The 26,249-nt window shown below is 41.0% G+C and carries 29 protein-coding genes and 2 other annotated features; of the genes, 5 read left to right on the forward strand and 24 right to left on the reverse strand.

All coding sequences use genetic code 11. The annotated features are described in order from the left end of the window. Window positions 1-18: 18 nt before the first annotated feature. Both ADH81_RS08120 and typA read right to left on the reverse strand, forming a co-directional pair. Window positions 19-264 carry a DUF3165 family protein gene (locus ADH81_RS08120; RefSeq protein WP_045763157.1) on the reverse strand — a complete coding sequence of 82 codons (246 nt, stop codon included), beginning with the start codon at window positions 262-264 and terminating at the stop codon, window positions 19-21. Between the two features lie 19 nt (window positions 265-283). Further along, window positions 284-2,125: a translational GTPase TypA gene (gene typA / locus ADH81_RS08125; protein WP_049528051.1), complete on the reverse strand. Its 1,842-nt coding sequence runs from the start codon at window positions 2,123-2,125 to the stop codon at window positions 284-286. Window positions 2,126-2,286: 161 nt separating this feature from the next. Here typA and ADH81_RS08130 point away from each other — a divergent pair, with 161 nt between their 5' ends. Then, entirely contained in the window at window positions 2,287-3,012 is a 726-nt protein-coding gene (locus ADH81_RS08130) for a pseudouridine synthase (RefSeq protein WP_049528052.1), read from the forward strand. 41 nt (window positions 3,013-3,053) lie between these two features. On the opposite strand, the gene ADH81_RS08135 is transcribed toward ADH81_RS08130, so the two are convergent. The 8 genes from ADH81_RS08135 to ADH81_RS08170 all read right to left on the reverse strand — a co-directional run bounded on the left by ADH81_RS08135 (window position 3,054) and on the right by ADH81_RS08170 (window position 6,872). Beyond that, entirely contained in the window at window positions 3,054-3,281 is a 228-nt protein-coding gene (locus ADH81_RS08135; protein ID WP_049528054.1) for a hypothetical protein, read from the reverse strand. Window positions 3,282-3,380: 99 nt separating this feature from the next. Next, entirely contained in the window at window positions 3,381-3,608 is a 228-nt protein-coding gene (locus tag ADH81_RS08140; protein ID WP_049528056.1) for a hypothetical protein, read from the reverse strand. Window positions 3,609-3,700: 92 nt separating this feature from the next. Beyond that, the gene (locus tag ADH81_RS08145) at window positions 3,701-4,081 is read right to left on the reverse strand and encodes a rhodanese-like domain-containing protein (RefSeq protein WP_000259322.1); all 381 of its coding nucleotides are present in this window, start codon (window positions 4,079-4,081) and stop codon (window positions 3,701-3,703) included. A 5-nt stretch (window positions 4,082-4,086) separates the two neighbouring features. Beyond that, window positions 4,087-4,311, reverse strand: a complete 225-nt coding sequence (locus ADH81_RS08150) for a YqgQ family protein (RefSeq protein WP_000646475.1) — start codon at window positions 4,309-4,311, stop codon at window positions 4,087-4,089. Between the two features lie 68 nt (window positions 4,312-4,379). Further along, the gene (locus ADH81_RS08155; RefSeq protein WP_000814958.1) at window positions 4,380-4,841 is read right to left on the reverse strand and encodes an ECF transporter S component; all 462 of its coding nucleotides are present in this window, start codon (window positions 4,839-4,841) and stop codon (window positions 4,380-4,382) included. Further along, a complete protein-coding gene (locus tag ADH81_RS08160) occupies window positions 4,819-5,592 on the reverse strand; it encodes a bifunctional hydroxymethylpyrimidine kinase/phosphomethylpyrimidine kinase (protein ID WP_049528066.1) in 774 nt (257 codons plus the stop codon). The genes ADH81_RS08155 and ADH81_RS08160 overlap by 23 nt, the downstream gene beginning before the upstream one ends. After that, window positions 5,582-6,331 carry a tRNA pseudouridine(38-40) synthase TruA gene (gene truA, locus ADH81_RS08165; RefSeq protein WP_049503446.1) on the reverse strand — a complete coding sequence of 250 codons (750 nt, stop codon included), beginning with the start codon at window positions 6,329-6,331 and terminating at the stop codon, window positions 5,582-5,584. Before truA ends, ADH81_RS08160 begins: the two co-directional genes overlap by 11 nt. Window positions 6,332-6,416: 85 nt before the next feature. Next, window positions 6,417-6,872, reverse strand: a complete 456-nt coding sequence (locus tag ADH81_RS08170) for a GNAT family N-acetyltransferase (protein WP_049528154.1) — start codon at window positions 6,870-6,872, stop codon at window positions 6,417-6,419. A 70-nt stretch (window positions 6,873-6,942) separates the two neighbouring features. On the opposite strand from ADH81_RS08170, the gene ADH81_RS08175 reads away from it, so the two are divergent. Next, window positions 6,943-7,605 (forward strand): prepilin peptidase, encoded by a 663-nt coding sequence (locus ADH81_RS08175; protein ID WP_049528069.1) that lies wholly within the window; start codon window positions 6,943-6,945, stop codon window positions 7,603-7,605. Here ADH81_RS08175 and trpA read toward each other — a convergent pair. From trpA to ADH81_RS08240, 12 genes are all read right to left on the reverse strand, one after another. Then, the gene (gene trpA / locus ADH81_RS08180) at window positions 7,574-8,356 is read right to left on the reverse strand and encodes a tryptophan synthase subunit alpha (protein WP_049528072.1); all 783 of its coding nucleotides are present in this window, start codon (window positions 8,354-8,356) and stop codon (window positions 7,574-7,576) included. The genes ADH81_RS08175 and trpA overlap by 32 nt on opposite strands. Then, a complete protein-coding gene (trpB, locus tag ADH81_RS08185) occupies window positions 8,349-9,572 on the reverse strand; it encodes a tryptophan synthase subunit beta (protein WP_049528075.1) in 1,224 nt (407 codons plus the stop codon). Before trpB (ADH81_RS08185) ends, trpA begins: the two co-directional genes overlap by 8 nt. Beyond that, window positions 9,550-10,149, reverse strand: a complete 600-nt coding sequence (locus ADH81_RS08190; protein ID WP_049528077.1) for a phosphoribosylanthranilate isomerase — start codon at window positions 10,147-10,149, stop codon at window positions 9,550-9,552. The genes trpB (ADH81_RS08185) and ADH81_RS08190 overlap by 23 nt, the downstream gene beginning before the upstream one ends. Continuing rightward, window positions 10,136-10,903: an indole-3-glycerol phosphate synthase TrpC gene (trpC, locus tag ADH81_RS08195; RefSeq protein WP_049528080.1), complete on the reverse strand. Its 768-nt coding sequence runs from the start codon at window positions 10,901-10,903 to the stop codon at window positions 10,136-10,138. Before trpC ends, ADH81_RS08190 begins: the two co-directional genes overlap by 14 nt. Next, entirely contained in the window at window positions 10,900-11,904 is a 1,005-nt protein-coding gene (gene trpD, locus ADH81_RS08200) for an anthranilate phosphoribosyltransferase (protein WP_045763145.1), read from the reverse strand. Before trpD ends, trpC begins: the two co-directional genes overlap by 4 nt. A gap of 10 nt (window positions 11,905-11,914) precedes the next feature. Continuing rightward, window positions 11,915-12,481: an aminodeoxychorismate/anthranilate synthase component II gene (locus tag ADH81_RS08205; protein ID WP_049528083.1), complete on the reverse strand. Its 567-nt coding sequence runs from the start codon at window positions 12,479-12,481 to the stop codon at window positions 11,915-11,917. Further along, window positions 12,478-13,839: an anthranilate synthase component I gene (gene trpE, locus ADH81_RS08210; protein ID WP_049528087.1), complete on the reverse strand. Its 1,362-nt coding sequence runs from the start codon at window positions 13,837-13,839 to the stop codon at window positions 12,478-12,480. Before trpE ends, ADH81_RS08205 begins: the two co-directional genes overlap by 4 nt. Window positions 13,840-13,910: 71 nt before the next feature. After that, window positions 13,911-14,137: a binding site (T-box leader), on the reverse strand. Beyond that, a complete protein-coding gene (gene trpB / locus ADH81_RS08220) occupies window positions 14,134-15,312 on the reverse strand; it encodes a tryptophan synthase subunit beta (RefSeq protein ID WP_049528090.1) in 1,179 nt (392 codons plus the stop codon). (Overlaps the previous feature by 4 nt.) 160 nt (window positions 15,313-15,472) lie before the next feature. Next, window positions 15,473-15,697, reverse strand: a binding site (T-box leader). A 66-nt stretch (window positions 15,698-15,763) separates the two neighbouring features. Further along, window positions 15,764-16,990, reverse strand: coding sequence for a DegT/DnrJ/EryC1/StrS family aminotransferase (locus ADH81_RS08225; RefSeq protein ID WP_049528092.1), 1,227 nt, complete (start codon window positions 16,988-16,990; stop codon window positions 15,764-15,766). A gap of 38 nt (window positions 16,991-17,028) precedes the next feature. Next, entirely contained in the window at window positions 17,029-17,721 is a 693-nt protein-coding gene (locus tag ADH81_RS08230; RefSeq protein WP_049503465.1) for a sugar transferase, read from the reverse strand. A 105-nt stretch (window positions 17,722-17,826) separates the two neighbouring features. Then, window positions 17,827-19,569, reverse strand: coding sequence for an ABC transporter ATP-binding protein (locus tag ADH81_RS08235; protein WP_049528095.1), 1,743 nt, complete (start codon window positions 19,567-19,569; stop codon window positions 17,827-17,829). Further along, window positions 19,559-21,304: an ABC transporter ATP-binding protein gene (locus tag ADH81_RS08240; protein ID WP_049528097.1), complete on the reverse strand. Its 1,746-nt coding sequence runs from the start codon at window positions 21,302-21,304 to the stop codon at window positions 19,559-19,561. The genes ADH81_RS08235 and ADH81_RS08240 overlap by 11 nt, the downstream gene beginning before the upstream one ends. 262 nt (window positions 21,305-21,566) lie before the next feature. On the opposite strand from ADH81_RS08240, the gene ADH81_RS08245 reads away from it, so the two are divergent. Next, entirely contained in the window at window positions 21,567-22,394 is an 828-nt protein-coding gene (locus ADH81_RS08245; protein WP_049528100.1) for an exodeoxyribonuclease III, read from the forward strand. A gap of 11 nt (window positions 22,395-22,405) precedes the next feature. Next, a complete protein-coding gene (locus ADH81_RS08250) occupies window positions 22,406-22,792 on the forward strand; it encodes a bleomycin resistance protein (RefSeq protein WP_049528103.1) in 387 nt (128 codons plus the stop codon). A gap of 74 nt (window positions 22,793-22,866) precedes the next feature. Here ADH81_RS08250 and ADH81_RS08255 read toward each other — a convergent pair whose 3' ends face one another. Continuing rightward, a complete protein-coding gene (locus ADH81_RS08255; protein ID WP_049528104.1) occupies window positions 22,867-24,357 on the reverse strand; it encodes a Sau3AI family type II restriction endonuclease in 1,491 nt (496 codons plus the stop codon). 116 nt (window positions 24,358-24,473) lie between these two features. Between ADH81_RS08255 and ADH81_RS08260 the strand changes: the two genes are divergently transcribed. After that, a complete protein-coding gene (locus ADH81_RS08260; RefSeq protein WP_049528106.1) occupies window positions 24,474-25,739 on the forward strand; it encodes a DNA cytosine methyltransferase in 1,266 nt (421 codons plus the stop codon). Between the two features lie 60 nt (window positions 25,740-25,799). Here ADH81_RS08260 and ADH81_RS08265 read toward each other — a convergent pair whose 3' ends face one another. Beyond that, window positions 25,800-26,204 carry a PaaI family thioesterase gene (locus ADH81_RS08265; RefSeq protein WP_006152721.1) on the reverse strand — a complete coding sequence of 135 codons (405 nt, stop codon included), beginning with the start codon at window positions 26,202-26,204 and terminating at the stop codon, window positions 25,800-25,802. Window positions 26,205-26,249 lie beyond the last annotated feature (45 nt).

Genomic DNA, 26,249 nt, shown 5'->3' on the forward strand with positions numbered 1-26,249 from the left:
AACTCCAAAGCCACATACCTATCTCTTTTTCACCGACATTAAAGATATATCTCGCAAACTAAAGTAAGTAAGGACCAGCATGGCTACTGTGATAAAGAATTCTGTTGGTAGCTGAAAGATTTGCAGGATGGACAACATAAGCAAAATCACGAGGGAAACGAGACCAAAAACAAGAATTACAATATTAACCGTTCCCTTGATACTTTGAGGTGTCGCAAATATATAGAGTAAGAGTAATAAAATCCCTATGATTAAATAGACCATTTTCTGCTCTTTCTAGCTCTTATTCAGCTGATTTTTTCTTTTTGTTTGCTTTCTCACGCTCTGCCTTGTTAAGGATTTGTTTACGCAAACGAATAGATTCAGGTGTTACTTCCATGTATTCATCATCATTCAAGAACTCAAGTGATTCTTCAAGAGTCAAGATACGAGGAGTCTTGATAACCGCTGTTTGGTCCTTAGTTGCTGAACGAACGTTGGTCATTTGTTTCGCTTTCGTAATATTAACAGTCAAGTCATTTTCACGAGAGTTTTCACCGATAATCATGCCTTCGTAAACCTCAGTACCTGGGTTAACAAAGATTGTTCCACGTTCTTCGATAGACATGATAGAGTATGTTGTTGCCTTACCAGTATCGATAGAAACAAGGGCACCACGGTGACGTCCACCGATTTCACCTGGAATCAATGGCAAGTATTGGTCGAAGGTATGGTTCATGATACCGTAACCACGAGTCATTGACAAGAACTCAGTTGAGTATCCAATCAAACCACGCGCAGGAACTAGGAAGACCAAACGAGTTTGACCATTACCAGTTGAAATCATATCCAACATTTCACCTTTACGTTCAGAAAGACTTTGGATAACAGATCCTTGGTATTCTTCTGGTGTGTCAATTTGCACGCGTTCAAACGGCTCACATTTAACACCATCGATTTCTTTTACGATAACTTCTGGACGAGATACTTGAAGCTCATAACCCTCACGACGCATTGTTTCGATAAGGATTGACAAGTGCAATTCCCCACGTCCTGATACAGTCCATTTATCTGGTGAATCAGTTGGGTCAACACGAAGGGAAACGTCTGTTTGCAATTCTGCTTGAAGACGCTCTTCAACCTTACGTGAAGTAACCCATTTCCCTTCACGACCAGCAAAAGGTGAGTTGTTAACCAAGAAGGTCATTTGAAGTGTTGGCTCATCGATGTGAAGAACTGGAAGAGCTTCAACTGCGTCTGTAGGAGTAATGGTTTCTCCGACGAAGATATCTTCCATACCAGAAACCGCAATCAAATCTCCAGCTTTGGCTTCTTGGATTTCACGACGTTCCAAACCAAAGAAACCGAAGAGTTTTGTAACACGGAAGTTCTTCGTTGTTCCGTCAAGTTTAGAAAGGGTAACTTGGTCCCCAACCTTGACACTACCACGGAAGATACGTCCGATACCGATACGTCCTACGAAGTCATTGTAGTCAAGAAGTGACACTTGGAATTGAAGGGGCTCATCTGAGTTATCAACTGGAGCTGGAATGTGGTCGATAATGGTATCAAAGATTGGCGCCATAGTCTTTTCTTGATCTGCTGGATCATCTGACAATGAAGATGTTCCGTTGATCGCTGACGCATAAACGACTGGGAAGTCAAGCTGGTCATCATCCGCACCAAGCTCGATGAAAAGTTCCAAGACTTCATCCACTACTTCTGCTGGACGAGCTGATGGCTTATCGATTTTGTTAACCACAACGATAGGCACAAGGTCTTGTTCCAAGGCTTTTTTCAATACGAAACGAGTCTGTGGCATAGTTCCTTCGTAAGCATCTACGACCAAAACAACACCGTCAACCATTTTCATGATACGCTCAACTTCTCCACCGAAGTCCGCGTGTCCTGGTGTGTCCATGATGTTGATACGAGTTCCGTTGTAGGCAACTGCTGTATTTTTCGCAAGGATAGTGATTCCACGCTCTTTTTCAATATCGTTTGAGTCCATTGCGCGCTCTGCTAACTCTGTACGCGCGTCAAGAGTTTCAGATTGTTTCAACAATTCGTCAACGAGGGTCGTTTTACCGTGGTCGACGTGGGCGATAATCGCGATATTACGGATATCTTCTCTTAATTTTGTCATGATTTCCTCTATTGTATTCAAAAATTTATTTTCTAACTGAACGATTATACCACAATTTTAAGCAAATAACTTAATTCAAGTAAGTGTAAATGTTTTCAAAAGAAAATTCATTCCTTCTCTTTTCTTTTCAAAAATCCTGACTTGTGATAAGATAGGCTGGTATGCGTTTAGATAAATTATTAGCCCAGGAAAAAATCAGCCGTAAGGCCATGAAACAAGCTCTTTTGAAAAAAGAAATTTTAGTTGATGGACTCCCTGCTAGTTCCCTTGCACAGAATGTTGATACCGGGTTGCAAGAGCTGATTTTCAAAGATAGAAAAATCCAAGGATATGAACACACCTACCTCATGCTACACAAGCCAAACGGAGTCGTAACTGCAAGCAAGGATAAAAAACTCCCAACTGTCATGGACCTTCTTCCTCAGCATCTCCAGTTTGACCAACTCTACGCCATCGGCCGTCTGGATCGGGATACGACGGGTCTCCTCCTCTTAACGGATAATGGTCCCCTAGGTTTTCAACTCCTCCATCCTCAGTATCATGTGGATAAAACTTACCAAGTAGAGGTCAATGGGCCACTAACTCCCGACCATATTCAAGAGTTTAAAGATGGGATTGTCTTTCTTGATGGAACTATCTGTAAACCTGCTCAACTTGAGATTTTATCCTCAAGTCCTAGTCTCAGCCAAGCCACTATCACCATCTCTGAAGGAAAGTTTCATCAGGTCAAGAAAATGTTCCTATCTGTCGGTGTCAAGGTCACTGCCCTCAAACGAGTTCAGTTCGGGGATTTCCTATTAGACCCTGACCTAGCAGAAGGTCAATATCGACCCTTGAATAAAGAAGAATTGGAAATCATTAAAAAATACTTAGAAAAGAGTAGGTAAAACAAAAAAAGCTTTATGCTTCAAAGCTTTTTTGTTATTGCTTATCCATAAACTCTTGCTATGGCTACAATCAAGTTTATTACAAAAACTACAATACCTACGATATTGAGAATTCGTTCTGTTTTATAGTCTAGTCCAGATTCTTTTTGATGTGAATTAGCCAAGACTAGACCAACGATCCCCAAAACGAGACCTACGATTGGAGATAGCAAACCAAGGACGATAGATAGAATACCTAAAACAAGTGATGGTTTTTTCTTTTCTTTCATCTTCAAAAAACTCCTTAAACTCATACAAATGAATAATACTATAGCAATTGGATAAAACAAAAAAGCTTTAAAAATAAAGCTTTTTTGTTAGAATCCTGATTAGTGCATCATCAAAACGACTCCTGCAATCCAGTTAACTACAGAAATTACAATCCCAACGATATTGAGAATTCGTTCTGTTTTATAGTCTAATTCAGATTCTTTTTGATGTGAATTAGCCAAGACTAGACCAATGATCCCCAAAACGAGACCTACGATTGGAGATAGCAAACCAAGGACGATAGATAGGATACCTAAAACAAGTGATGGTTTTTTCTTTTCTTTCATCTTCAAAAAACTCCTTAAATTTTATACTAACAATTATACCATAAAAAGCCAAGACTTTATATTAAACATATGTGACAAGTTTTTTCACATTGTTAATTAGATTTCACCTTCCCTGTCCAAGAATCCAATCCGTAAGAGAGGATATAGATTTCTGAGAAACCTTGTTTTTTCAAGAAAAGTGCTGCGTTTGTGACACGTTGCGCACGTTGGTTTTCATAGAGAAGGACAGGTTTATCCTTGCGAAGAGCTGCAAGACTTGTCTTCAATTGATTTGAAGGAATATTACGAGCTCCGAGGATATGTTTTCTGTGGAAGTCAGCTGGATCACGCAAATCAATCAACTGACCTGTACGAATCAAAGACTCAAACTCTGCATTGTCTACAATTTTTGCTGCACGACGAATACGAAGATAGTTATATCCCATCCAAGCCAACATCGCTATAATAAGTCCCCATAATACCCAAGTTACCATATTACCTAATCTCCATTTTTTTCTAAATAGTCTAATTCTAGTTTGTGCTCTCTGCGAAGAACAGCCTCCGCTTCAAGATAATCCAGCTTGTCCATCAAGCCTGCATCATAGATTCGAGATAGCTCGATCTTCATCAGTTCAATGTCATAGAGACGTTTTCCCATATAGACAATGATACCAAACTGTTTGAGAAATTGTTGCACATCGTAGAGTGTTTTCATAGCTTTCATTTTAGCAAATAATCAGAGTTTTTTCAATAGTTCCCTAATAGTTCGGGGTAGGTTTCCTTTTTTCACGATTATCTGAATTTCTTTACACTATGACAAAGAAGAAAACCTAGAGTCATTCCAACGATATTTTGCATGAGATTTGGAATGATTTCTGGAATAGCTGCGCCCCAACCATTCATCCAAGCTGATGCCAAGGCATAACCAGCTACCATGAATAAAGTCGCCAAGACTAAGCCTAGCCATTGCCATTTCCCTTTAAAACCTGCAAAATAACCTTGGAAACCATGGTTAATTAAGCTAAAAATCATCCACTGAGGGTAGCCTGAAATGAGGTCAATAAGAAATCCTGCTAAACCTCCAACAACGGCCCCTTCACGACTGCCAAAGTAAAAGGCTGTGAAGAAGACTCCAACGTCCAAAAGTGTTAGAAAGCCAGTTGGTGTCGGGATTTTTATAAAATACCCCAATACGACAGAACTAGCTGCCAAGATAGATACTAGGGCGATTTTAGTTGTTTTGGTTTGCTTCATACTGTCTCACTCCATATTGATCTGCTTGTGCAATGGCACAGTAAACAAAGGCTTTGGAAGTTTCAATTGCTGGTAATAGTTCCTCTCCCTTGACTAACTGACTAGCAATGCTTGAGGCAAAGGTACATCCTGCACCAGCATTTTGTCCTTGGATAACTGGATTTTCAAGAATAGTGAAATTCTCCCCATCATAAAAGACATCCACAGCCTTATCCTGACTGAGGCGATTTCCACCCTTGATAATCACTGCTGGTGCACCCAAGTCATGTAATTTCTGCGCTGCAGTCTTCATATCTTCCAGACTTTCAATCTTTTGGTCTGCAAGCAACTCTGCCTCAGGAAGATTCGGAGTAATCACTGATACATAAGGGAAAAAGCGAATCAACTCTTGACAGAGCTCACTAACTGCAACGTCGTGCGTTTCCTTACAAACCAATACAGGGTCCAAGACCACTGGAACTCCTGATCTTTCCTTAATGAAATTCAAGGCTTTTTCAGCAACACCGACTGTCGGCAAGAGACCAACCTTAATCCCTCCAAAGTCTACACTCTTCAGACTATCCAACTGTTGTTGGAAAATAGTCTCATCTGTCGGGAAGACCTCAAAACCATTTTCCGTCAAAGCAGTTAAACAAGTCATGGCTACAAATCCATGCAAGCCATTCAAGGTGTAGGTCGCAAGGTCTGCTGCCAATCCACCACCACTAAAAATATCATTTCCTGAAAGTGCTAAAATACGATTATTCTTCATAACGAATCTCCTTCAAATACAAACCATTGGGTGCTGCAGTTGGTCCTGCCAACTGTCTATCCTTTTTCTCCAAGATGAGGTCAATCTGTTCAATCGGCATACGGTTGTTGCCAATTTTAAGCAAAGTTCCAACCATATTTCGAATCTGCTTATAGAGGAAACCATTGCCAGAGAAAGTAAAGGTCAAAAACTGCCCTGTTTCATCAACCCTAAGACTAGCTTCCGTGATCGTCCTAACCTTATCCTCTACACTAGTACCTGATGCCGTAAAACCAGTAAAGTCATGTGTTCCCTCTAGTTTTTTTACAGCTTCTTGCATCCGCTCCACATCGAGTGGATAGGGATAATGAGTCGCATAATGGCGACGCATGGGATTTTTAGGACGTCCTCTATCCACGATAAACTCGTAGGTCTTGCTATGCTTGGCATAACGGCAATGAAAATCGTCAGCCACTATCTCAATCGAAATCACATCGATATCTTCAGGACTTTGGGTATCGAGAGCAAAACGAAGTTTTTCCTCATCCATCTGATAGGGAAGGTCAAAATGGATGACCTGACCTAAAGCATGAACGCCACTGTCCGTTCGCCCAGCGCCATGAATGGTAATAGCTTGTCCCTTATTTAATTTGGTTAAAGTTTTTTCAATTTCCTCTTGGACACTACGCGCGTGAGGTTGCCGCTGGAAGCCAGCAAAAGCGTAGCCATCATAGGAAATTATAGCTTTATATCTAGTCATGTATCTATTTTATCAAGAAAATTTCTCTGCAACAAGTTTGAAAACCAAAAATTGTACGGGTACAGTTTCTAGTGTAATTTAGTTCTTATCTAGATTTTTTCATTATGTATTTTCGTTCAGGAACTTCAATGGTTTGAACAATTTCAAATCCCTCTTTGTGGTAGAGGTCTCTAGCTATTTGATTTGACTCAAAAACCGTTAGGGAAATACTTTCTATTTCTTCATTTTCAAACATTTCTTGAAGAAAGTATTGAAAAGCTTTTCTACCTAATCCTTTCCCCTGCTTATGTGGAGCTATGAGAAATCTTCCAATATGAAGATTTTTATCTTCTAGTTTGATTTTCTGGATGATGCCTACAAACTCTTCTCCAACAAAAATGGAAAAAATCCCTTCAAACTTTTGTAAGGTTTGGGCATTCAAGGGATAAGAAATTTTGGGACCCATCCATTGCTTCTGGAAACTTTTTCCCAAAGCATTAGACCACTGGCTAATGAGTCGGGCATTTTCTAACTGTAGTCCTTTTTCAAAGTGAATTTTCATATTTGCTCCTGAAACTTCTCCTATATCCAACTATTATACTCTTTCTCTTATTTTTTCCGAATAAATAAGTATGATTCATCTTTATTTTTTTCTTGTTGGAACGATTCTTGCTTCCTTTCTAGGCTTAGTCATCGATCGCTTCCCTGAACAATCCATCGTCTTTCCTGCAAGTCACTGTGATTCTTGTCAGACTCGCTTGAGACCACTAGATTTGATTCCGATTGTGTCCCAGATATTCAATCGCTTTCTCTGTCGCTATTGCAAGGCTCGCTATCCTGTTTGGTATGCCCTTTTGGAGTTGGGGTTAGGACTTGTCTTTCTAGCTTTTTCTTGCAGTTTTTTAACGTTGGGGCAAATCATATTGATCACCTCTGGCTTGACTTTAAGCATCTATGACCTTCGTCATCAAGAATATCCCTTGATCGTCTGGCTAATTTTTCACTTAATCCTCATGGCTTGCTGTAATTGGAATCTGGCCATGGCTTTCTTCTTGATTCTTGGAATCATTGCTCATTTCATCGATATTCGCATAGGAGCAGGTGATTTTCTCTTTCTAGCCTCTTGTGCACTCGTCTTTACACTTGCAGAAATTCTGATTTTAATTCAATTTGCTTCCACAACTGGCATTCTATCCTTTCTCCTACTAAAGCAAAAGGAAAGGCTTCCTTTCGTGCCTTTCCTCTTGCTGGCTGCTTGTGTGATTATTTTTGGTAAGCTACTGCTTCTAGGATAAAGTCGGCGATTTCTGCTACTTGTCCTTCATGTAGAGCCTTAACAATCTTGGAACCGACGATAACACCGTCTGATACAGCATTGAAGCGTTCCACATCAGCCTGAGTGGATACACCAAATCCTGTCAAAACTGGAATGTCAGCCACTTGATGAAGTTGAGCCAAGTGCTTGTCCAAATCATCTCGGTAATTCCCTGATTTTCCTGTCACTCCATTGATAGCAACGGCATAGACAAATCCTTCTGCCCCTTCAATGAGTTCCTTTTGACGGTCAATTCCTGTCGTCAAGCTGACAAGTGGAATCAAAGCAATATCTGTATCCGCCAAATATGGCTCTACAAAATTAGCATGTTCATGAGGGAGGTCTGGAATAATCAAACCCTTGACTGCTGTATCAGCAAGATCTTTAACAAATTTCTCCACACCGTACTGAAAGAGGGGGTTAAAGTAGGTCATGATGACAAGCGGAATTTCTGTTTCAATGGTTTTCAAGGTTTCAACCAAAGCCTGGGTAGAGGTTCCGCGAGCTAGACTGCGCAAGCCTGCTTCTTCGATAACAGGACCATCTGCAACCGGATCCGAGAAGGGAACTCCCACTTCAATGGCAGAAACACCCAAATCTTCTAAAAAGTGAATTGTTTCACCGAGACCAGACAAACCTTTTTCATGGTCTCCAGCCATAATATAAGGGACAAAAATTCCCTTTCCAGTTGCTTTGATAGCGTTCAGTTTTTCTGTTAGCGTCTTAGGCATGAGCTTCTCCCTTCTTTGCTGCGTCTGCTTCCAAACGGTCTTTGACTTGAACTACATCCTTGTCCCCGCGACCTGATAGACAGACAATCATAGACTTGTCTGGGCCAAGTTCTTTGGCCAATTTCACCGCAAAGGCGATAGCGTGACTAGATTCCAAAGCTGGGATAATCCCTTCCACACGTGACAAGAGTTGGAAACCTTCCAAGGCTTCCTCATCTGTCACAGGAACATAGGTCGCACGCTTGATATCGTGGTAATGAGAATGTTCTGGACCGATACCTGGGTAGTCTAAACCTGCCGAGATAGAAAAGGCTTCTAAGATTTGTCCATGAGCATCTTGGAGCACATCCATGAGCGAACCGTGGAGAACACCTGGTCTACCCTTGGTCAAGGTTGCTGCATGATGCTCTGTATCCACACCTAGTCCTGCTGCTTCAGCTCCATACATAGCCACTGAGTCATCTTCCACAAATGGATGGAAAAGCCCGATAGCATTCGAACCACCACCAACACAGGCAACTAGCGCATCTGGTAGATTTTCGCCTGTCAAATCACGGTACTGTTGTTTGGCTTCGCGTCCGATAACACTTTGGAAATCACGAACAATTTCTGGGAAAGGATGAGGTCCCAAGGCAGAACCAAGAATATAGTGAGTGTCATCGATATTTGCCACCCAAAAACGAAGGGCTGCATTGACTGCATCTTTGAGCACGCGCGAACCATCTGTTACAGCTTCTACCTTGGCTCCCAAAAGTTCCATACGGAAGACATTGAGGGCTTGGCGTTTAACATCTTCCTCACCCATAAAGATAGTACATTCCATGTTGAAAAGTGCTGCAGCAGTTGCAGTTGCTACACCGTGCTGACCGGCACCAGTTTCAGCGATAATTTTCTTTTTGCCCATGCGTTTAGCGAGAAGAACTTGTCCCAAGGCATTGTTAATCTTGTGTGCACCTGTATGGTTGAGGTCTTCACGTTTGAGGTAAATCTTGGCTCCGCCGATATGCTGGGTCAAGTTTTTTGCGTAGTAAAGAGGTGTTTCACGTCCTACATACTGGCGCAAAAGTTGGTTTAACTCTTCTTGGAAACTTGGATCTGCCTGACTTTCACGATAAGCCTCTTCCAATTCCAATACTGCTGTCATCAATGTTTCTGGGACAAAACGTCCACCGAATTTCCCGTAAAATCCATCTTTATTTGGTTCTTGATATGCCATGTTTTACCCTCTCTATAAATCTTCTAATCTTTTCATGATCTTTTTGTCCGTTTGATTCTACTCCACTTGATACATCTACTGCATAGGGAGTAAAGTGTTGAATTGCTTCTTCTACATTATCCTCATTGAGCCCGCCTGCGATGAAGAAAACCTGAGGTAGTTCTGTCGTATCCAGTTGCCCCCAATCAAAGGTTTGACCACTTCCTGCCACAGGTGCATCAAAGAGGAGATAATCTGCCCGAGAACTTGGTACATGGCCATTCCCACCCACCTGCACTGCCTGAATGCTGGCACAAGGTAATTTCTCAAATAAATCATCCGCCACCTGACCATGAACCTGCACCAAGTCCAAACCAACCTTTTCAATCGCTTCTAGTAATTCTTCCCGACTGGGTGAAACAAATACGCCAACCTTTTTTACATATGTAGGAATAATCTCAGCTAGCTCTGCTGCTTGTTCCAAGGTCACCTGTCTTTTGCTAGGAGCAAAGACAAAACCGATGTAGTCGGCCCCTGCCGACACAGCTGTTTCTACCGCTCCTTTGGTCGATAGTCCACAAATCTTAACCTTTGTCAATCTGCAACTCCTTGATTCTCTGAGCGACATCTTCGGCCTGCATGAGAGCTGTTCCTACCAAAATTCCGTTAAAGTAAGGTGCAACTCGTTTCGCATCTTCTTCTGTAAAAATAGCAGATTCAGAAATGTAGAAGCAATCGTCCTTAAAGTATTGGGCCAAGTCTACGCTAGTCTGCAAGTCAACTTCAAAGGTAGTCAAATTGCGATTGTTCACACCGATAATTTGAGCTCCCAGGCGGTGAGCAACTTCAAGCTCAGCCAGATTATGAGTTTCCACCAACACTTCTAGTCCAAGCTCTGTCGCATAGTCATACAGTTCCTTGAGGCGTTCTTCTGATAAAGCCGCTACGATGAGCAAGATAACTGTCGCACCTGCATTGCGAGCACGGACGATTTGCTTTTCATCAATGATAAAGTCCTTGTTGAGCGTCGGAATCTGTACCTGACTGGAAATCTCACGAAGATAATCCAAATGACCTTTGAAGAAAACTTCGTCTGTCAGAACAGAAATCATAACAGCGCCGTTAGCCTCGTAAGTCTGGGCCTGTTGAACGATATCCACATCCAGATTGATATCACCCATACTTGGGCTTGCCTTCTTGACTTCTGCAATAATTTGCAAGCGGTCCTGATGGTTTTTCAAATATTCAGCCAAACAATAGCTTTCTCGCAGGGGCTGAAGTTCCTCTCGTTCCATCTTTTCAACTTCACGCGCCTTCTGCTCAAGGATACGTGACAAAAATTCCTGACTCATCTTTGATACTCCTGTAATAGTCTGAGTTTTTCAAGTGCCTTACCACTAGCAATCACTTGGCGTGCCATTTCAACTCCGTCTTTGATACTATCTACCTTACCATTGGCATAAAAACCAAGGCCAGCGTTTAAGACTGTTGTTTCCAAGAATGGACTTGGTTCATTATTAAGAACGCTAACAAGGATGGCTGCATTCTCATGAGCATTTCCGCCACGAATGTCCTCAATAGCAATGCGTTCCATTCCCAAATCTTCTGGAGTAAAGGTTGACAAAGTGATTTCTCCATTTTCAAGAAGGGCAATGCTGGTAGTTCCATTCAAACCAGCTTCATCCAATCCTTCTGGACCAGCTACTACGATAGCACGTTTGCGACCCATGTTTTTCAAAACCTGAGCAGTACTTTCCAGAAGTTCAGGACGACTGATTCCTAGAAGCTGTGTTTCCAAGACCATTGGGTGAATGAGTGGACCTGTCAAATTCATGATGGTTGGAATTCCCAATTCCAAGCGTGCTGGCATGATATATTTCATAGCTGGGTGCATGTTTTTGGCAAAGAGAAAGACAATTCCTGTTTGATCAAATACCTTACCTAATTGTGCTGGCTTGAGGTCAATATTGATTCCCAAAGCTTGCAAGACATCTGCTGATCCAGATTTAGAGGAAATTGAACGATTACCATGTTTAGCCATGTGGATGCCACCACCTGCCAAGACAAAGGCTGCAGTTGTAGAAATGTTGAAGCTAAATGACTTATCTCCACCTGTACCGCAGTTATCCATAGCATCTTGAATGTTGGTTGGAATGTGTTGAGCATGTCCTCTCATAACTTGAGCGAGGGCTGTTCTTTCTTCAGGTGTTTCTCCCTTCATCTTGAGGGCTAAAAGGAGTGAAGCGATTTGTGCTTCTGTCACTCGCCCTGTTACGATGCGTTCGATCACATCTGTCATCTCAACACTTGATAGGTCTTCAAAGTTTGCTAATTTTTCAATAATTTCTTTCATTTTGTCTTCCTCACTTTACAACTTTTTCGATAAAATTCTGAATAGAAGATAGGCCATCTGGCGTTCCAATGCTTTCTGGATGATACTGCAAGCCATAAATCGGCAAGGTTTTGTGTTGAATTCCCATAATAGCTTGGTCATCTGTCGAACGAGCTGTCACTTCAAACTCTTCCGGCATCTCTTCAATTAAAATACTGTGGTAACGCATGACTGGACGATTGTCCTCAATTCCTTGATAGAGAACTGAAGGAGTCTCAAATCGGATTTGGCTTTGTTTACCGTGCATAACTTTAGGAGCCAAGCCCAACTTGCCACCAAAGACTTCTGCGATGGCCTGGTGCCCCAAACAAATCCCTAGAATCGGTTTCTTACCTGCAAAATCACGAATCATTTCTTCCATCTTCCCAGCATCAGCTGGCCAACCTGGACCGGGAGAAAAGACCAGTCCATCTGCCTTTGTAGCTTCTTCATAAAGGTTTGGATCATCATTTCTCAAAACCTGAACTTCTGCGAAATTCCCAATGTATTGAGCCAAGTTATAGGTAAATGAATCATAATTATCAATCAATAAAATCATGGTCTTAGTTCTCCCATTCTAGTCATAGATTTAGCTTTGTTAATGGTTTCTTGGTATTCATTCTGAGCGATGGAATCATAAACAATTCCTGCTCCAGCCTGTACGTAGGCTGTTTTATTTTTAAGAATCATGGTTCGAATTGCAATGGCGAAGTCCATATCTCCAGTTGCTGAAAGGTAACCGATAGCTCCGGCATAGACGCCTCGCTTCTCTGTTTCCAACTCATAGATGCGTTTCATGGCCCGAATCTTAGGGGCCCCAGAAACTGTTCCTGCCGGAAGAGTCGCTTTCAAGGCATCCATGGCAGTCAGTTCTGGCAACAAACGTCCTTTAACCACGCTGGTCAAATGCATGACATAGCGGAAAAGTTCCACTTCCATATACTTGGTGACTTGGACACTTGCTGTCTCAGCAATTCTACCGATATCATTGCGTCCTAGGTCCACTAGCATTCGGTGTTCTGCCGTCTCCTTTTCATCAGAAAGTAGATCACTTGCAAGTGCTGCATCTTCCTCATCATTGGCACCTCTAGGTCGCGTACCTGCAATTGGATTGGTTGTTACGATGCCGTTTTTTACGGAAACCAAGCTCTCAGGACTAGCACCGATGATTTGATAATCTCCAAAGTCATAAAAGTAGAGGTAATTTGATGGATTTGTCACTCGGAGATTTCTGTAGAAGTCAAAAGGATTTCCAGTTACTTCTGCTGAGAAACGCTGACTGAGCACGCATTGGAACATATCTCCATTGCGAATCAAGTCGCGCGCTGTTTCTACCATCTCTTCAAATTTCTGAGGTGCAATATGTGGTCTAAACTGAAGTGGAGAAACGTCCAAATCTTCAAATTCATTCGAAGCAGGGATTTTCAACTCCTCTAAAACCTGATCCAAAGCCGCTTCTAGCTCATCATTGCTTCGATCACTGTAAAGAGCATCCTCGATGATATGAATTTTTTCTTTCTTGTGGTCAAATACAATATAACTCTCGTAAACAAAGAAATGCATATCTGGTGTCCCAATCGTATCCTCAGGAAGCTGGCCAATTTCTTCATAGAGAGAAATCATATCATAGCCAACAAATCCGATGGCTCCACCTCCAAAAGGTAGGTCTGAATGGTGCTGGCTCTTATGAGTCACTTCATAAAGGAAAGCCAAGGGGTCACGATCAATCACTTGGCCATTTTGATATAGGACTCCATTCTCAAACTTAATCTCAAAAACTGGGTTATAGGCCAAGATAGAAAATCGAGCATTTTCCTTTTCTCTTGGGATACTTTCAAGTATAACCTTGTGTTGTCCGTTCAAGCGCATATACGCCAAGATTGGTGATAAAACATCTCCATGAATGATTCGTTCCATTGTATTTTCCCTTTCAGTTCTTCATAAATCCTGTGGTGATTCTACAAAAAATCCCCACGCAAAATAACTTGCGTGAGGACGAAATTCGCGGTGCCACCTCAATTATAGGATTTCTCCTATCTCTCATTCCTGTCTCAGAACCTTCTTGTAACAGGCTGTGCGATAAAGGGCACTCCCTTGAGAATCATGTTTTCTTCTCTCATTTTCAGATGGACCCAATCTTACAGCTTTCTCTACTTGTTTTCAGCAACCACAAGCTCTCTGTGAGAGAAATCTCTGTATCTTTTCCATCTTTTATTTTTTAGCTTCAAGGTAGTCTGCAATAGCAGCTACGTCCTTGTCTCCACGACCAGAGACATTGATGACGATAATCTCATCTTTACTTAGTTTTGGTGCTCGTTTGACTGCTTCTGCGATAGCATGGGAGCTTTCAATAGCTGGGATAATTCCTTCAGTCTTGCTAAGTAGAAGCAAGGCTTGGACAGCTTCTTCATCAGTCGCTGCAACATACTCTACACGACCAGAGTCTTTAAAGAAGGCGTGTTCTGGTCCAACCCCTGGATAGTCTAAACCAGCAGAGATAGAGTAAACAGGTGCAACATTTCCATCTTCACCAAAGACTGCATAGGTTTTCATTCCATCGACAATTCCGACACTACCCTTGGTCATTGTTGCCGCGTGTTTATCGGTATCTAGACCGTGACCAGCAGCTTCTACCCCAACCAATTTAACTTCTTCATCAGCTACATACTGTGAAAAGGCACCGATGGCATTAGAACCACCACCCACACAGGCAATGACGTAGTCTGGCAAACGTCCTTCTTTTTCCAAGATTTGACGACGTGATTCTTCACTGATTACTTTTTGGAATTCATGAACAATCGTTGGGTAAGGGTGCGGACCTACAGCCGAACCTAAAACGTAGAAAGCATCAAGGTCATTCATCCATGCTCCAAAGGCTGCATCAACCGCATCTTTAAGGGTACGAGTACCAGTTTCAACTGCGTGAACAGTTGCTCCCATCATCTCCATACGGAAGACGTTGAGACGTTGACGTTCCACATCTTCTGCCCCCATGTAGACATCACATGCCATACCAAATTTGGCTGCTGCTGCAGCTGTCGCAACACCGTGCTGACCAGCTCCTGTCTCTGCAATCACACGTTTTTTACCCATGCGTTTAGCAAGAAGGATTTGTCCAAGGACATTGTTAAGTTTGTGTGACCCAAGGTGGTTAAGATCTTCACGTTTGAGATAAATCTTAGCCCCACCTAGGTGCTCTGTCAAGCTTTCTGCAAAATAGAGCGGTGTTTCGCGACCTGAATAATCCTTCAAGTAATGGCGAAACTCAGCTAAAAACTCTGGATCATCCTTGTATTTTTCAAAAGTCACTTCCAACTCATCTAATAAAGCCTGAATTGGTTCTGGTACAAAACTACCACCAAATTGTCCAAAATATCCTTTAGTTGTCATAAATTTTTCCTCCTTCTATATGAATCCGGCTTTTTATTTGCTTTTAGTAGTAGGCAAGGTGCTGTAGATAGAACTCAAGTTCATCAAAGCGACTTAACGCCCTAATAAAAGATAAATAAAATGTCGGATAGAAAAAGCCCACACACGGAATTTACTTCCATGTGAGGGCGTTCGTAACGCGGTACCACCTCATTTGTAAAGAGAATATCCCCTTTACATCTCTGCCTTGTCTAACAACAAGTTGCACTGTAAGGTGTGCCTACCGAATTTTCATTGTTTCAAATTCACTTTTAAAATCAGCCCAATTTCACTAGTTCCAACCACCTGTTCACAGTAACCACAGGCTCCCTGAAGATTAAAAATAATTACTTTTCTGATTTGTTGAGTTAATTATATGTTATTGTTTTTTCTTTGTCAACCGTTTTCACTAATTTTTTACTAATTTTTTTAATTATTTTTCTGAAGCACCTAGAACTTCTTCAGAAACTCTGACAAAAGTTTCGATGATATAATCTACTTCTTCATCCGTTAATTTCGTGTGAAGTGGTAGTGTAATCTCGTTTACAAAGTAGGCATAGGCCTTAGGATAGTTTACCATATCAAAGCCAAGATTCTTATAAGCTGTCAAAAGTGGAAGCGGTTTGTAGTGAACGTTACTTGCGATTCCAGCTTTGGCCAATTCTTGGATGATTTGGTTGCGTTGCTCGAGACTAGCACCTTCTACATGGGTAACGTAAAGGTGACGACAAGATTCAACAGTATCTGTCTCATGCGCCAATGGGTGAATACGAGTTCCTGCAAATCCACGGTCATAGCGAGTTACGATTTCTTTACGACGTTGAAGCAAGCCATGATAACGATCCAATTGTACCAAACCAATTGAAGCCATGATATCCGTCATGTTGCACTTGTAGGCAGGAGTTACTATATCGTATTCCCATGAACCTAGTTGCATCTTGGCAAGCGCATCTTTGGTTTGACCATGAAGAGATAGGATTTGGAATTCCTTGTACATTTCTTCATCATCAATAGCTGGATTAGCTTTCCAAGTAGCACTTCCTCCTTCAGCAGTTGTGAAGTTCTTAACTGCGTGGAAAGAGAAGGACGTAAAGTCTGCAATGGAACCAGCTGGTTGCCCTTTGTAGGTTGAACCCAAAGCATGGGCACTATCAGATACAACAACGATACGGTTAAAGACCTTTTGCCACTTGCTAGTAGCTGTAAAGAGGTCACGTTTTTTCTCGACAACTTGGAACAAACGGTCATAGTCACAGATAATCCCTGCAAGTTCAACTGGGATGATAACCTTAGTCTTCTCAGTAATCGCTTGCTCAAGCTTGTCATAGTCCATTTCAAAGGTATCACCTTGGATATCAACCATAACTGGTGTAGCACCTACGTGAGTGATAACGCTACATGATGCTGTATAAGTCATAGCCGGAACGATAACTTCATCGCCAGGACCCACTTCAAGCACGCGCAAGATCAATTCAAGAGCTGCTGTTGCAGAGTTGAGGCAGACTGTCTTAGGTGTCTGAGTATAGGCAGATAGACGACGCTCCAATTCTTTTGTCTTTGGACCTGTTGTGATCCAACCAGAACGGAGGGTATCTGCTACTTCCGCAATTTCTGCTTCGGTAATATCAGGTGGTGAAAATGGAATATTATACTTTGTCATTGTTTTACTCCTTTGATCGGTTTCAATCTTGCGACTACTTATTTTAAAACTTCAAATACAGTCTGGAACATGATTTTGATATCTCCGAAGAAATTAAAATCACGTAGGTAGGCTAGATTATAGTGCATCTTTTCTGGGAGGACTCTTTCGACATAGGCCTGGTCAACCGTCATACCTTTTGCAGTCATTTGACTGATAATGGCATCCTCGTCCTTATAGTTAATGCTGGCAAGCGATGTAATCCCTGCAGGCAAGAGCAAGGTAGCCATCATTTCAGGGCTATACTGCTCTGTGTAGCGTGGTACTTCTGGACGAGTTCCCACAAAGGACATCTCTCCTTTGAGAACATTGACCAATTGTGGAAGTTCATCCAAACGAACACGGCGAATGAAATTTCCAACCTTGGTGATACGGCTGTCATTTGCAGAAGTTACTAGACTTCCTTTCTTGTCCGCATCTGTCACCATGGTACGGAATTTCCAAATCTTGAAATGTCGGTTGTACTGGGTTACCCGGACTTGCTTGTAAATGACTGGACCCTTGCTATCTAGCTTGATCCAAATGCTTAGAATCAGAAATACGGGTGAAGTCAAGATTAACAAGACCAAGGCTAGAAACAAGTCTAGACAACGCTTGAGAATCAGAGAGCCTTTCCTTTTAGAAACAAGCTGGTAGTATGGTTTTACCTCACTTAATTGCATTTCTTGAGGTAGTTCATCCCATTTCAGCATGCACATTCTCCTCTGTTTTTTAATATGTAATCTTTAAACATTCTACATTATACCACAAAATGAAAGAGGCAGTGCAAGAAATCTGTATTTTAAAGGAATTCTTCTCTAAGAAAGAGCCCCTGCCTGTAAACTATACATCTTGTGATAGGTTCCTCCTAAGGCCAAAAGTTCCTCGTGTGTGCCGCTCTCGATGATTCGTCCCTTATCTAGGACATAGATACAGTTAGCATCCTGAATGGTAGAAAGACGATGGGCAATGGCAATGGTCGTCCGGCCCTGTCTCATCTTGGCTAGAGAATTTTGGACCAAGGCTTCTGTTTCAGAATCAATATTAGCTGTCGCTTCATCCAAAATCAGTATTTTCGGTTGACTGGCAACGGTTCTAGCAAAGGCAAGAAGCTGACGTTGACCAGTTGAAAAACTCGAACCACGCTCAGATACAGGAGCATCATAACCTAAAGGAAGATCTTGAATGAAGGAATCTGCATCGACAAATTCTGCCGCAGCCTTAACCTGGTCATCGCTGATATCTTGGTACATAGCGATATTGGACTTTATGGTCCCATGATAGAGGAAAGGTTCCTGTAGAACCAGACCAATATTTTTTCTCAATTCCTCTTGGCTATACTTACGAATATCCACACCATCTAGGAGAACTCGACCAGACTGGAATTCATAAAAGCGCATGAGAACATTGATGATAGAAGATTTCCCAGAGCCAGTATGTCCGACAAAGGCGATGGTTTCACCTTTATTGACTGTAAAGGAAATATCATCGAGAATCTGGTGTTTCCCGTCATAAGAGAAGGACACATGTTCAAAACGGATATTTCCTTCTCTAATCTCGGCTTGTCCATTTTCTTGGACCGGTTCATAGTTGGTCTCATCGATAAGTGCAAAGACACGACCTGCTGACACCATGGATGTCTGAAGGGTAGAAAAGTTTTGCGTTACCTCGATGAGGGGATCAAAGAGACGATTGATGTACTGGATAAAGGCATACATGGTACCTGCCGTTATGCCTAGATAGAGACCACGATAGCCAAAGTAAGCCATCAAAACCGCATACCCTAACAACTTTAACAAACTCATAGCTGGACGTAAGAAGAGAGAGTCCAAAGCCACTGAACGGTTGGCGTAGACCAGATGTTCCTGGTTTATCTCATCAAACTCTTCTTGCAGACGTTTTTCTTGATTAAAGGCTTGAATAATACGAATCCCTTCGATATTTTCTGACAGCTTACTGTTGATATCTGACAAGAGACTTCTGGTTTTTTCAATGACCTTGACCGATTTTTTACGGTAGAGATTAACCAAAAGGAAAATCAAGGGTAAAAAGAGTAGAACTAAAGCTGTCAGACGATAATCCAAAACGAGCATGGTATAAAGGGTTGTCACAAAGATAAAGACTGCTGAGACAAAGCTGGACAAAATCCCTGAAAACATATCACTAATAGTCTCAGTGTCATTGGTCAAACGCGAGACGATAGATCCTGCAGGTGTTTTATCAAAATAAGACATGCCTAGCTTTTCCATATTGGCAAAGGCATCACGTCGAATATCTCTAACGATACTGTAGGACACTCGCGCAAAGAGGATGTTCCCCACATACTGGACAATGGTTTGAAGAATGTAGAGACCATAGTAGGCTAGCAAAACTGTAATGGCAAGCTGGTTGAGATTATGTAGATACTGGTCGATAAAGTGCGAAGCTACCAAGGGGATGATACTCTTGATAACAGTCGTCGTAAGGAGAAAAGCGAGTGCTAAAAAGGTGAGGAGACCGTAAGGCTTGAGATAGGACAACAAGCGTTTCAATACAGCCCATTGTTCTTGTTTATTGCGCATCTTCTTCTCCTTTCATTTCTAACTGTTGTGACTGATAGGTTTGTGCATACCAACCATCCAAGGCTAGTAAGTCTTCGTGTGTCCCTCGCTCAATGATACGACCATCCTGCATGACCAAAATCAAATCTGCATGGACAACTGCACTGAGTCGATGGGCAGTGATGATGGTCGTTTTATCTTTGCGAGTTTCCTTGAGATTATCGATAATAGCGAACTCTGTCTTGGCATCCACAGCTGACAAGGAATCATCTAAAATCAAGATATCAGGATTTAAAATCATAGCCCGACTCATGGCCAGACGTTGCTTTTGTCCACCAGATAGACTGACACCCTTTTCACCGATAACTGTATCAAATCCCTGGGGCATGGCTTGAATGTCTTGATAGACTTGAGCCAGCTTAGTTGCTTTCTCTACTTCTGAGAAAGGCAGGTCAGGATTTCCAAAACGAATATTATCTAGGATAGAGCTGGCAAAGAGAAATTGATCCTGTGGGACGTATCCCATCAAACTACGCAAGTCAGCTAGTCGATAGTCACGAATATCATGACCATTTAGATAAATAGCCCCTTGGTCAACGTCATACTCACGTAGGAGCAACTTAATCAAAGCAGTCTTCCCTGAACCAGTCTGCCCAACCAAGCCCAAGGTTTGCCCTTTTTCGAGGCTAAAATGAATATCATTCAGTGTCTCCTCGTCTTCAAAGGCAAAACTATCAATAGCATAGTCCAAACAGCCATTTTCAATCCCGTCAAGTGGAGATTCTGGATCTTTGACAGGTGACTCTTGAGACAAGAGACTCTCAATACGTTGGTAAGAAACTTTCCCTCTTTGAGTAATATTAAAGAGGAACCCAATCGCCATCAAAGGCCAAACCAACATATCCAAGTAAGAGATAAAGGTAACCAGATTACCGACGGTTACTTGTCCCGCTTGCACCATAAAGGCACCGACTAAGAGAGTTAAGGCATAAGAAGAACCAACAAAGAGCAAAACCATCGGGTCAAAGAGGCTATCATATTTCATGGTTTGCAGATTCTTTTGGAAGGTCAAATCATTGACTTCCTGGAAAGAATTCAACTCGTCAGACTGATAACCAAAGGACTTGGTTACCTTGATACCTGATACAGACTCTTGTACCTTATTGTTGAGTTCTGAAAAGGCTGCTTGTGATTCGCCGAAAGCCTTATGGGTCTTTCTCCCCAGACGACTAGTCGCATAGGCCATAAATGGCAAGGGCAGAATGGCAACCAAGGTCATCTGCCAAGAAATACTAAAGAGCATAGTCAGTAAAGTCACCAAGGCTGTGATAGAAGCATCTACTGCAGACATGACACCTCCACCTGCTAGACGAGTCAGGGCATTGATATCATTGGTGGCGTGAGCCATTAGATCCCCAGTTCGATAATTCTGATAAAAAGCAGGCGACATTTTTGTAAAATGCTCAAATAGTCTTGAGCGCATGATTTGTCCCAGTCGGTAGGAGGTCCCTAGGATATACATGCGCCAAACGTAACGCAGATAGTACATCCCAAAAGCTGCCAGCAGGAGATAAAAGAGATGAAACAGGAGCTCGTCCTGTGTTAATCGTCCTGAAGTAATGGCATCAATTACGCGCCCCATAACCATCGGTGGGATGAGGTTGAGCACAGAAACCAAGACTAGAGCCACAATTCCAACGAGGTAACGACGTTTTTCTAACTTAAAAAACCACCAGAGTTTTTGGATGATGGACATAGTATTCCTTTCTAATAACAAATGGAAACCTGAGGCATGAACCCCAGGTTTTTCTTATTCATAGGTGACGACACTCACTTGAACTTTGTCATACTCAGTGATAAAGATATTCATAGGAGTAACATTTCATTTATTTTCAATCTTTTACATAAATCATTCTTTATTATATAGGAATGACCTTGATTTTTCAAACTATACGCTGGGGAAATACTTCTTTTTCTGGTATAATATTGTCTATAATCTGAATGAAAAGGTACACACTATGAAACTAATCTCATGGAATATTGATTCCCTCAATGCAGCGTTGACGAGTGACTCTGCGCGTGCGAAATTGTCTCAAGACGTTCTCCAAACTTTGGTAGCCGAAGATGCCGATATTATCGCTATCCAAGAAACCAAGCTTTCAGCTACAGGGCCTACTAAAAAACATCTCGAGGTGTTAGAAGAACTCTTCCCTGGACATGAAAATACTTGGCGTTCCTCTCAAGAACCTGCTCGTAAAGGTTATGCTGGAACTATGTTCCTCTATAAGAAAGAACTTACTCCAACTATCAACTTCCCAGAAATCGGTGCACCTTCTACCATGGACTTGGAAGGACGTATCATCACTTTAGAATTTGATACATTTTTCGTGACTCAAGTTTACACACCAAACGCTGGAGATGGGCTCAAACGTTTGGAAGAACGTCAAGTCTGGGATGTCAAATATGCAGAGTACTTGGCTCAACTAGACAAGCAAAAACCTGTCCTAGCAACCGGAGACTACAATGTTGCCCACAAGGAAATTGACCTTGCTAACCCGGCCAGCAACCGCCGTTCACCAGGATTTACAGACGAAGAACGTGAAGGATTTACAAACCTTTTAGCCAAAGGATTTACAGATACCTTCCGCCATATCCATGGCGATGTGCCAGAACGCTATACTTGGTGGGCACAACGCAGCAAGACTTCAAAAATCAACAACACAGGCTGGAGAATCGACTACTGGCTCACAAGTAACTGTGTAGCAGACAAGGTTACCAAGTCAGACATGATTGACTCAGGCCCACGCCAAGACCATACACCGATTGTCATGGAGATTGATTTCTAAGGAGAAAACGAATGGACTATCAAGCTGTCATCCCTGAATTTGTCGTATCGGATATCGAGAAATCGCGTCACTTCTACTGTGATTTACTGGGTTTTACCATCGAATACGAGCGCCCAGAAGAAAAATTCCTCTTCCTTTCTTTTGAGGATTGCCAGCTAATGTTAGAGGAGGGAACAAAGGATGAATTAGTTGAACTGACCTACCCATTTGGTCGTGGAGTCAATATCTCCTTTGGCATAAAGGATGTTCCTCGACTCTATCAGAAAGTAATCGAGTCTAACTATCCTATTCATCGTCCTTTGACCAAAAGAGAATTTCGAGTTGGTGAACAATATATCTACCCTCATGAATTTGCAATTCTAGACCCAGATGGCTATTTTTTAAGATTTAGTGAATAGGATAATAAAGCATTAGAGTGGGAAAGTAATAAAAAAAGAGGCATATGCCTCTTTTTCTTACTGTTGAAAATCACTTAATCCCACTTACCATCCAAAATATCTTTAAGGAACTTTTTAGGAATCCAGAAAGAATGCTTGGTAATTCTTCGTCCATCAGGAAGAGGGTTCGTATCTGATAGTTTTCCTTTTCCTACAAAAACATTTTTTTCAATTTCATAATAAGAGTTTGATGCATGAATTTTGGTAAACAAGAACTTATTTACTTTGCTTTGAGGAAAGTTTGTCGAAACACCTTTTTTTGTCTGAGTTAACTGTACCCCTTCATTAATAATGCTACGTGTTTCATTCCAGACACGTTTTGCTTCATCGACTAAACGTTCAGGGAATCCCCAAAACTTCACTTGACTTAAAACATATTCTCCAGGTTCTTCTTCCTTAAATACAACAAACATATAGCGTTTGTCACAAATTTCTTGATAAACATGAGATTCTTCCCAGTTGTCATTTTTTGCCAATTCTATAAAATCATAAACTTTAAACGGTGAGTCTTCAGTAGGTAGCCCCTTTTTATTCACACTAATAACTCTAAGATTCATATTGGCTTTTTGAAATTCCTGAGTATTTTCTATATCACTAGTAATACCAATCATTTTACGAATCAGTAAATTATTTCTAGATTTTGAGCGACGAGGAACACCGAACGCATCATATAAGTCTTCCGCTCTCCATCCTTCATACTTCAAAATTTTTTCTTCAATAAGCTGGGTAAATGTTTTTTTCGTTCCTTTTGCAGTAGCTAATACACTCTCCTGTTCATGACTAGCAAAGATTTTATGATTAATCAAATACGTCATATAACTAGACTTTAATTCCCAGGCACGTTGTTTTGCCAAAACATCACTAAAAGGTTGTTTTTTCCAATCTTTGTCTTTACCGGCTCCTTTAGTACAAGTTGATAAATAGTTCCCATCGGACTCAGACAATTCGTGCGCACGTCCCTCCTTAATTTTCTGAGTAATTCGAGCGTAATCATCTAAAATGACATTCATATCTTCCTCAAACCATTCATACAGAAACACTTTTTCAATCATGTAATCAAAAACTGTATTTTCAGGAATCAAACCGTTGTAAAATAATAAAAGTATTTTAGAACATTTTTGCCATAGATGAGTTTGATAAAAATCGTCCAAGTTCTCTTCAAAATAATTAATAATCGTCAAGACTAGTCGTTCTTTTGCAGAAATGGTTCCATTCTTATTAACTTTAAATGGAGTCACCTTAAGCTCTACTCCAATTTTTTCAAAATCAGCTGCAGCATTACTGTTAGGCTGATAACCATAATAATAACGTTCTATATAATTCCCATACTGTCCCTTTGACGATGGTTTAATTTCTTTTTTCTCATATTCATTAGCTTCTTGATTTTGATAATCCTCGTATGTTTTATAGAGAGATCGATTATATTCTTCCATAACCTCAGCAAATTTTCTATTCAAAAGTTTGTGAGAGTAATTTACAACACTGTCAATATCTTCATCGTTATAATTAAATAAATTTTGTTTCATTCTTTTCTCCTACTCCCTATATTATATCAGATTAAATACAAAGCAAGCATTAATACTTGATCAATCGTTGAAAATAGTATATAATGGATTAAACTGAAAAATTGTAAGGAGAAAAGATGAAAGTTCTCGAACTATTTGCTGGGGTCGGAGGATTCCGAATAGGATTAGAAAAATCTGATAACCAGTTCTTTGAAACAAAGTGGGCTAACCAGTGGGAACCGTCTCGTAAATCTCAAGATGCATTTGAGGTATATGATTATCATTTCCCCGACAGCGAGAATATCAATATTAGTATCTCTGATATTACAGACGAAGAATTTTCGAAAATGGATGCAGATATGATTGTAGGAGGTTTTCCTTGTCAAGACTATTCTGTCGCTAGAAGTAAAAAAAATGAAAAAGGTATCGAAGGAAAAAAAGGAGTCCTCTTTTGGGAAATCATTCGTGCTACCGAAAATATTAAACCTAAATATCTTATCCTCGAAAACGTTGACAGATTGCTAAAAGCCCCTTCTAAACAACGAGGAAGAGACTTCGCAATCATGCTAACAGCTTTCAATAATTTGGGATATTCAGTTGAATGGAGAGTCATCAATGCGGCTGATTACGGACGAAGCCAAAGACGTCGTCGTGTTTTCTTCTTCGTTTATCGTAATGATACTAATTTTGCAAAATCAATTGATGAACAATATGAAAACAATGAAGCAGTAGCTGAAGAACATAAATATGATGAGTATTTATTTCAAACAGGTTTATTTGCAACTCAATTTCCAATAAAAAATATACCAGTTAAAAATAGACATGTTTTTCATGAACTTGGAGATGATATCGTGGAGGTATCTGATAATTTTACAGGTACTGTTTGGAACACAGGTATTATGAGATATGGAAAATACTACTCTATCGATACAGAGCCTAACTTTAATGGAAGACCAATTACATTAGGTGAAATTCTTCAGGATGAAAAGGATGTTCCTGATAAATATTTCATTACTGACCAAGCAAAATTGGAAAAATTCCAATTTCTAAGGGGACCAAAACGAATTGAACGTACTTCTGCGGACGGTCATACTTACATCTATTCTGAAGGTGGTATGGCTCCCTATGACGATTTAAACTTACCTGGTCGTACAATGTTGACTTCTGAAGGTACCGTTAATCGTTCAACCCATTTTCTTAAAGTTAATGGTAAATACCGTCTTATAACTCCAGTTGAAGCAGAACGTCTTCAAGATTTCCCAGATAATTGGACAGCTAAAAAGAAATTAACTGATGGGTCTATTGTAGATGTTTCTGATAAAATGAGAATGTTCTTTATGGGAAATGCTCTTGTTACTGAGATTGTAAGAAAAATCGGTGATTTTATAAAGAAAATTGATTAAAACAAGTTGCTTACATTAAACAACATAAAAAAAGAGGCATGTGCCTCTTTTTTATGTTTCCTATATCCTCACCTGTCTATCTTCAGACCGTTGTCCTGTGACAAACATGGTGAAGGTTGCCTTGCAGACATTTCGGCCATCTTGGTTGATGATGTCAACATCGACGACACAAGTGGTACGTCCTTGATGGACACATTCTCCCTTGATAGTGAGAACATCCCCTAGATTTCCAGCTTTCAGATAGTTGATGGAAGACTGGAGTGTCACTCCGTCTAAGCCAAGCGAAATCACCACAAGGCCACTAATTTGGTCACAAAGGGTAAATAGATAGCCTCCATGGGCATTCCCATAGTAGTTGAGTGAGGAGTCCACTACTTTTGTTGTCACCACCACGTGACCGTCTCTCATTTTTTCAATTTCGTAATTTTCAAAGGCAGATATAGCGTCAAAGTGAAAATCTTTCATACGTTCCTCCTGATATTTCAAACGACACTATGATACTACTTTTCA

Source organism: Streptococcus pseudopneumoniae, from assembly GCF_001072925.1.
Classification (GTDB): domain Bacteria; phylum Bacillota; class Bacilli; order Lactobacillales; family Streptococcaceae; genus Streptococcus; species Streptococcus pseudopneumoniae_Q.

What these genes read in the sequence shown, in the direction of transcription:
- ADH81_RS08120 (WP_045763157.1), bottom strand. Translation starts at nt 264, where the DNA reads ATGGTCTATTTAATCATAGGGATTTTATTACTCTTACTCTATATATTT.
- typA (WP_049528051.1), bottom strand. Translation starts at nt 2,125, where the DNA reads ATGACAAAATTAAGAGAAGATATCCGTAATATCGCGATTATCGCCCAC.
- ADH81_RS08130 (WP_049528052.1), top strand. Translation starts at nt 2,287, where the DNA reads ATGCGTTTAGATAAATTATTAGCCCAGGAAAAAATCAGCCGTAAGGCC.
- ADH81_RS08135 (WP_049528054.1), bottom strand. Translation starts at nt 3,281, where the DNA reads ATGAAAGAAAAGAAAAAACCATCACTTGTTTTAGGTATTCTATCTATC.
- ADH81_RS08140 (WP_049528056.1), bottom strand. Translation starts at nt 3,608, where the DNA reads ATGAAAGAAAAGAAAAAACCATCACTTGTTTTAGGTATCCTATCTATC.
- ADH81_RS08145 (WP_000259322.1), bottom strand. Translation starts at nt 4,081, where the DNA reads ATGGTAACTTGGGTATTATGGGGACTTATTATAGCGATGTTGGCTTGG.
- ADH81_RS08150 (WP_000646475.1), bottom strand. Translation starts at nt 4,311, where the DNA reads ATGAAAGCTATGAAAACACTCTACGATGTGCAACAATTTCTCAAACAG.
- ADH81_RS08155 (WP_000814958.1), bottom strand. Translation starts at nt 4,841, where the DNA reads ATGAAGCAAACCAAAACAACTAAAATCGCCCTAGTATCTATCTTGGCA.
- ADH81_RS08160 (WP_049528066.1), bottom strand. Translation starts at nt 5,592, where the DNA reads ATGAAGAATAATCGTATTTTAGCACTTTCAGGAAATGATATTTTTAGT.
- truA (WP_049503446.1), bottom strand. Translation starts at nt 6,331, where the DNA reads ATGACTAGATATAAAGCTATAATTTCCTATGATGGCTACGCTTTTGCT.
- ADH81_RS08170 (WP_049528154.1), bottom strand. Translation starts at nt 6,872, where the DNA reads ATGAAAATTCACTTTGAAAAAGGACTACAGTTAGAAAATGCCCGACTC.
- ADH81_RS08175 (WP_049528069.1), top strand. Translation starts at nt 6,943, where the DNA reads ATGATTCATCTTTATTTTTTTCTTGTTGGAACGATTCTTGCTTCCTTT.
- trpA (WP_049528072.1), bottom strand. Translation starts at nt 8,356, where the DNA reads ATGCCTAAGACGCTAACAGAAAAACTGAACGCTATCAAAGCAACTGGA.
- trpB (WP_049528075.1), bottom strand. Translation starts at nt 9,572, where the DNA reads ATGGCATATCAAGAACCAAATAAAGATGGATTTTACGGGAAATTCGGT.
- trpC (WP_049528080.1), bottom strand. Translation starts at nt 10,903, where the DNA reads ATGAGTCAGGAATTTTTGTCACGTATCCTTGAGCAGAAGGCGCGTGAA.
- trpD (WP_045763145.1), bottom strand. Translation starts at nt 11,904, where the DNA reads ATGAAAGAAATTATTGAAAAATTAGCAAACTTTGAAGACCTATCAAGT.
- ADH81_RS08205 (WP_049528083.1), bottom strand. Translation starts at nt 12,481, where the DNA reads ATGATTTTATTGATTGATAATTATGATTCATTTACCTATAACTTGGCT.
- trpE (WP_049528087.1), bottom strand. Translation starts at nt 13,839, where the DNA reads ATGGAACGAATCATTCATGGAGATGTTTTATCACCAATCTTGGCGTAT.
- trpB (WP_049528090.1), bottom strand. Translation starts at nt 15,312, where the DNA reads ATGACAACTAAAGGATATTTTGGACAATTTGGTGGTAGTTTTGTACCA.
- ADH81_RS08225 (WP_049528092.1), bottom strand. Translation starts at nt 16,990, where the DNA reads ATGACAAAGTATAATATTCCATTTTCACCACCTGATATTACCGAAGCA.
- ADH81_RS08230 (WP_049503465.1), bottom strand. Translation starts at nt 17,721, where the DNA reads ATGCTGAAATGGGATGAACTACCTCAAGAAATGCAATTAAGTGAGGTA.
- ADH81_RS08235 (WP_049528095.1), bottom strand. Translation starts at nt 19,569, where the DNA reads ATGCGCAATAAACAAGAACAATGGGCTGTATTGAAACGCTTGTTGTCC.
- ADH81_RS08240 (WP_049528097.1), bottom strand. Translation starts at nt 21,304, where the DNA reads ATGTCCATCATCCAAAAACTCTGGTGGTTTTTTAAGTTAGAAAAACGT.
- ADH81_RS08245 (WP_049528100.1), top strand. Translation starts at nt 21,567, where the DNA reads ATGAAACTAATCTCATGGAATATTGATTCCCTCAATGCAGCGTTGACG.
- ADH81_RS08250 (WP_049528103.1), top strand. Translation starts at nt 22,406, where the DNA reads ATGGACTATCAAGCTGTCATCCCTGAATTTGTCGTATCGGATATCGAG.
- ADH81_RS08255 (WP_049528104.1), bottom strand. Translation starts at nt 24,357, where the DNA reads ATGAAACAAAATTTATTTAATTATAACGATGAAGATATTGACAGTGTT.
- ADH81_RS08260 (WP_049528106.1), top strand. Translation starts at nt 24,474, where the DNA reads ATGAAAGTTCTCGAACTATTTGCTGGGGTCGGAGGATTCCGAATAGGA.
- ADH81_RS08265 (WP_006152721.1), bottom strand. Translation starts at nt 26,204, where the DNA reads ATGAAAGATTTTCACTTTGACGCTATATCTGCCTTTGAAAATTACGAA.